The 6528-nt window shown below is 36.3% G+C and carries 4 protein-coding genes and 1 pseudogene; all 5 read left to right on the top strand.

From position 1 onward, the window contains the following. A partial coding sequence (locus tag AB1630_09395; protein MEW6104004.1) for a T9SS type A sorting domain-containing protein occupies positions 1–314 on the top strand: 314 nt, incomplete at its 5' end. 171 nt (positions 315–485) lie between these two features. Then, entirely contained in the window at positions 486–647 is a 162-nt protein-coding gene (locus tag AB1630_09390; protein ID MEW6104003.1) for a hypothetical protein, read from the top strand. A gap of 483 nt (positions 648–1130) precedes the next feature. Then, positions 1131–1283: pseudogene (locus AB1630_09385) on the top strand (hypothetical protein). A 139-nt stretch (positions 1284–1422) separates the two neighbouring features. After that, positions 1423–3633: a tetratricopeptide repeat protein gene (locus AB1630_09380; protein MEW6104002.1), complete on the top strand. Its 2211-nt coding sequence runs from the start codon at positions 1423–1425 to the stop codon at positions 3631–3633. Positions 3634–4036: 403 nt separating this feature from the next. Beyond that, a partial coding sequence (locus AB1630_09375; protein ID MEW6104001.1) for a right-handed parallel beta-helix repeat-containing protein occupies positions 4037–6528 on the top strand: 2492 nt, incomplete at its 3' end.

The following is a 6528-nucleotide window of genomic DNA, read 5'->3' as shown; positions in this document are numbered from 1 at the left end:
TAGATGCACCCATTATTCCAAATACTATACTTCTTCCATCATTCCCAAATCCAACAAATAATTCAGCCTGGATTCCATTTAAGCTTGCAGAGGACAACTATGTTTCCCTTTCAATCTATAACATCTTAGGACAAAAGGTAAGAACAATTGATGTAGGATTTAGAAAGAAAGGCTCATACACAAAGGCAAAGGAAGGCTCTGCAATATTCTTTGACCTAAAGAACAACCAAGGAGAAAAGCTATCATCTGGGCTTTATTACTACAAGCTTAATGCTGGAAAATTCTCTGACACAAAGGCTATGGTTGTGAAATAATAAAGAAGGCTGTCTCTATCATTATTCTGCTACAACCTTTATTCTATCTGCCTTGTTTTTTCTTGTGCTATAAAACCTGTTGTTTCATTTATTTTAAAGAGAAGAATAGGTCTTGTTGGAGGAAGGCTTGTCCTTAAAACCTTTATAAAATCTCTTATTGCAGGGATTATAATGGGGATTTTTCTTTATTGCTTTCTTAAAATTGGCCTTCATAAAGCCCTTAATGTAGGAGGAGGAATAATCCTTTGCACTTTTATTTATCTCTTGCTTGGAAAGGTTTTTAGGCTTTCTGAGCTATCTACCCTTCGCAATACATTTGTAAGGAATAAATAAGGAGAGAATAAAACTTGAGCTTTCCACTTAGTCTTTATTTCTCCAAGCCAAGACAGAATTTTAAGCCAATGGTTGTGAAAAATTGACCAGAAAGTAGAATTCCTGCTATAATAAAGTCTATGAAGAAAAAGGGGCATTTTATTCCTTCTTGGTTTATTCCAAAGGATGAAACAGTAAGTTATGAGCCATGTAAGAAAATAGATTATTTCTTTGGGATTCTTTGTTTCTTTATTTCATTTTTAAATAGATATACTGAAACAAAATTTGTTTTTTGTGTTATGCTAAAACAAAAATGGTTTGCAAACTTTTTGGTTAACAGGTAGTTAGGTTAAGGTTAGGAAGCCAGTATGGAAGTTGGATTAGGATGTTTCCTGAAAAAGTGACTAACTTCCTAACCCTTAGACCAAACAGGCATCTTAACCCTAGCCCTTTAACAAAAGGGTTTGCTTGAAATTCAATTGATTTTTAGTATATTATGTAGATGAGAAATATGTAAAATCAGCCTGTGGAGTTGCTTATCTAGGGGTTCTAAAGGCTATTGATGGATATCTTCTGGAAAAGGGGCTTACAAAAATGATACTATCTATGAAGAATTGCATATCGCAGGCTATTATAGAGGGCTTCTTTATAATGTAGATGCAGTTAAATCTTATTTAAAGGCAACCAAGATTTTATAGAAAAGATTGAGTAAATAAAAGCCCTTCACCGACCAGCTCTTTTGCCCACCAAGTTTTAAAATTGACTTTTTAAGTAAAGAGGGGGTATAATTAAGCCGATGAAAAAGAAGAAATTTAAGCAAGGCTTTATCCAAGATAAAAAAGAGATAATCATTGTTTCCTTGCTTCTTTTGATTGCCCTAATCCTTAGACTTATCTATCTCTCCCACCTTAAGGCAAATGACCCTGGGTTTTACAATCCTCCACAGGGAACAGATATGCTTGCCTATGATAACTATGCCAAGCAAATCATTAATGGCACATTCTCTAACAAAGAGCCATATTACTATGGCCCCCTTTATTTCTATTTCCTTGCCTTAATCTATAAAATCTTTGGTATAGACCCTTATTTCCCAAGGCTTATCCAGATGATGCTTGGTGTATTTACCACCCTGCTTACCTACTTAATCGCAAAAAAGGTTTTTAATAAAACAATTGGCTATATCTCCCTTATCATCTCAATCCTCTATGCAATGTTCTATATCCACGAAGGTGTCTTGCTTATGGAATCCTTGGTAACATTTCTAAATACATTATCTGTTTTTCTTCTTTTAAGAATAGAAGATAACCCCTCTTACAAAAACCTTGCTCTGGCTGGAATTACATTAGGTCTCTCTGCCTTGGCAAGAGCAAATATCTTGCTCTTTATCCCATTTATTCTTGTCTGGAGGCTAACAATTGCGGATTGGAGAATGAGGATTATGGAATTAAAGAAGTTTGCTTTTCTTTGCCTAATTACCCTTCTTACAATCTCTCCAGCTACAATAAGAAACTACCTTGTATCAGGTAAATTTGTCCCAATCTCAACCAATGGGCCAGTAAATCTTTGGATTGGGAATAATCCTTATAGTGAGGGATGGTTTAATTATCCTCCATCTGAATATTTAAAAAAGATTGCAGAAAAGGTAAGCAAAAGGGGAGATGGAGCATATATAGGTGAGGTATTGAGGTTTGCAAAGGAATATCCAAAACAATTTATAATGCTTTTAGCTAAGAAGTTTTTGTTCTTTTTAGATTCCACAGAGATTTCCAATAACATAAATTATGAATTATACAAAGGGATTTCTTGGATATTTAGAATTGTCTCCATAAATTTTGGTCTCCTTGCTAGTCTTTCTCTGTTAGGCATTATTTTTTCATTAGGAAAAAAGAATCTTCTTCTTTATCTCTTTATCCTTTCATTTATGCTTTCTAATATTTTCTTCTTTATCCTTGCAAGATACAGGATTATCTTTATTCCTATTTTAATTCCATTTGCTGGATTTGCTCTCCTATGGTTTTATGAAAAAATTAAGCTTAAAGATTACAAAGCCATTTTTTTATCCTTGATTCTTCTAATCTTTTCTATTTCCCTTACTCACTCAAGAGCAACAGGAAAGATTTTGGCTCCCTATCTCTTTCCTTCCGGGTTTCATATTCAAAGAGAAAACGATGTTTTAATTAGGGATGATAGCGGGCTTTTACATGGAAAAAAAAGCTATAAATTTCAATCCCTAAATGATATGCTTAAAAAGGAGTTAATCATCAAAGAAGATTTAAGAAGATTTAAAGAGGCTTGCTTCTTCTTTAATTTTTGGGGAGAGCCTTCCGATAAAAGCTCAATATTGATATTTAAGGCAAATGGAAAGGAAAAGGAAACTGAAATTAAATCCCTTCCTCTTGTTCGTTATTGTTGGGTATATTTTAATCCAAACGACCTTCATCAGGGAAAAAACACAATTATTATAAAGCCAAAAAAGCTTAATTCCTCTATTAAAATTATGATTGATTCCCTATCTTCTTTTAAGAGGTCATATTTTAATGAAAATGAAAAATGGAAAATATTAAAAGATGGAGAGTATATGATTAGTTTAATTCTAAGAAAGGAAAGGTCAGTGGGAGGATTTATAGAGCAAGGAAGGGAGTATTTTAAAAATAAGATGTATGATAAGGCTATTTTTGAGTTTAAAGAGGCTTTAAAAAGAGACCCCGATTATTTAAACCTTCATTACAACCTTGGATTAGCCTATGAAACGAAGGGAAAATTGGACAAGGCTGTTTTGGAATATAAAAAGGAGATTGAAATATCTTCAAAAAGGAAGGATGAGTCGGACATAAAAGTTCTTATAGATACCCATAATTCCTTAGGAAAAATCTACTACGAAAAAGGGATGATAAAACAAGCTATGGAAGAATGCAAAAATATTCTTGCCATCGAGCCTCAAAACAAAAGAGCTTATAACAACTTAATAAACCTTAAAAAAATCCTTGACAACGATCAGTCAAAATGATTATTCTTTTTTCACGATGAATTTAGGGTTAAGGTTAAAAAATTTTCTTGCAAAATTTTTGCAAATTATGTTATACTTAAATAAAATGGAAAATATAAATTTGTTTTACATAGTTAGTTCCGAGAGAGAGAGAGAGAGAGAGAGAGAGTAACTCGCCAAAACCCAGCCCTTATAAAGAGTTGGATTTATATAAAATCTACAAAAGAGCAGGTTCAAAAAGCCTGCTTTTTTGTTTGGGAGATAAAATGAATAGAAACACCCTGCCTGCTGACGCAGACACCCCTCTAAACACCCCGTCCCTTCGGGACACCCCTCTGAAAGAGGGGAATGAGGGGAATAATTCCCCTTCTTTGAAGGGGTGGCAGACCGTAAGGTCTGACGGGGTAGTAAGGAGGTAAAGCAGATGAAAAAGTCAATCTTTGGGATTTTGATGGGTTTGGGATTTATGGCGTGCAAGCCAATTTGGGCAGAGACCTATGTTTCTGGGACAATTACCAACAACACAACCTGGATTTTAGCAAATAGCCCCTATGTTGTTACAGATACCGTGACTGTAGCATCTGATATTGCTTTGACTATTGAACCAGGGGTGACTGTAAGGTTTGGCACAGAGACATCCTTAATCTGCTATGGGACATTAAATGCAATAGGCATACCTCTTGGCACAATTACATTTACATTAGATCAAGGTACCCATACGGCAAGTCATTGGAAAGGGATTAAACTATTGGGCAGTGGAGCGCAGAGAAGTCAGATAAGCTATTGCGATATAGGATTCGCAAAACAGGCGATTTATTTGGAAAATGTCCCCGGGATTGTGGTTACAAACAATTTTATCCACGACAATAAAGGAGATGATGGGGCATCAGGCTCTGCCCAAGCAGGCGATGGAGGTTGTGGCATCTATCTTTTAAATTCAAATAATAACCTTATTGGAACAAATACAATTAAAAACAATGAGGGGGGTCAGGGAGGAACAGGTGTATGGAAGTCGGGTGGCTGTGGTGGCACTGGCTGTGGAATATATCTTTTACAATCAACAAACAATACAATATCAGAAAATATAATATCAAATAATACAGGAGGTCAGGGAGGAACAGGTGGTATGTGGGGTTCGGGTGGCTCTGGTGGCATTGGCACAGGCATTTATTTTTCAAATTCAACAAACAATACAATATCAGAAAATATAATATCAAATAATACAGGAGGTCAGGGAGGAACAGGTGGTATGTATGGTTCAGCTGGCAATCCCGGTCAGGGATATGGCATATACATTGAGCCAAATAGCTATAACAATATTATTGGCTCCTCTAATACCTATAATAATGAGCCTATCTTTTATTACTACAATCAATCGGGAATTACCATTGAGAATCAAAATTTAACCTTGCAGGGTTCTGGCTCAACTAATCTTGGAAGAATTGTCCTTATTAATTGTTCAAACTTTATTATTAGAAATAATTCCATTGCAGGTGGAATTGGTTCTAATGGTGAGTCTAACCCTCAAACTGGTTATGACTATATTAGTTTTTCACCCAAAGATATAGGAGCAGGAATATATCTTGGTTCATCTACAAACATAGTTATTATCAACAATACAATTTCCAAAAATAATGGTGGATATGGTGGAAGTGGGGGCGGCTATCTTTGCGGTGGTCAAGGAGGAACGGGAACGGGGATTTATCTTTTACATTCAAACAGAGTTACCGTTATAAATAACGCTTTATTTGATAACAATGGAGGGAATGGTGGAGGTAGTGGATGGGAAGCTGGTAATGGAGATGGTGGTGTAGGATGTGGAATCTACCTCGATTTTTCCTCAGATAATGTTATCATTGACAATGCCATCTCAAGCAATAAAGGTGGAAATGGTGGAAATGGAGGTAAGGGTGGTGGTGCTGGTGGAATTGGAGCAGGGATTTGTCTTTTTTCTTCTGGAAGTAATATTATTGAAGGAAACAATATTTCAAATATAATTGGTGGTAATGGTGGAAATGTTTATTATTATGGTCCTTATCCTGGGGGCAAGGGAATTGGAATATATCTTTTTTCGTCTAATAATAACAATATTAGAGGTAATACTATATCAAATAATATAGGGGGGCAAGCAGGAACAGGTGGTTCGGGTGGTGGCTTGCCTGGATGTGGCTATGGAATCTATTCCATCTCAAATTCTTCATCTACCATCCATTACAACAACCTTTCAGGCAACAAAAATGGCGATAATACAAAAGGCTATGGAGTTTATCACGATGGAAGCTTTGCAACCATCTCTGCTACTTGCAATTGGTGGGGTCATTCTTCTGGACCAGAGCATCCCATTACAAATCCATTAGGTCAGGGTGATAAGGTAAGTGATTGGGTTGATTATAAACCATGGCTTCCAGCCATTACATCCCTTGCCCCTTCCTTTGGTTTAGTTGGTACAACTATTACCGTACAAGGAATGGGTTTTGCTACCAATACCCTTGTTTCCATAGACTTCGGCACCCACCCAACCATCACCACAACCCAATCGTCTATAAACGGCACCTTCTCCACTACCTTCATCGTAAGCACTCAATCCCCTGGCACAAAGCTTATTACTGCCACAGATAGCTATGGCAACCTTGCCACCACGACATTTGTTCTTCTTCCTCCCACCTTCTTAAGGGTTATTCCCCAATCAAGGATTGTTGCAAAGGGTGATGAGTTTGTTGAAGAAATTAGAATAGATGATGTTCTTAATCTTAAGGGAGCGGAAGTCCATCTTTCATTCAATCCCAATGTTCTTGAGGTTTTGGAGCTTAATAATGGCCCATTTCCCTCTGGTGGTATGGTTATAAAGAATTACAATAATACCCTTGGCTATATTGACTATACTGTGATTATCCTTACAGGCTCGTCATCAGGCTC

The sequence above is a fragment of the bacterium genome, assembly GCA_040753555.1.
GTDB lineage: Bacteria > UBA9089 > UBA9088 > UBA9088 > UBA9088 > JBFLYE01.
Note: the sequence above shows the minus strand (reverse complement) of the source record. Positions and strands in the feature narration are given on the sequence as shown.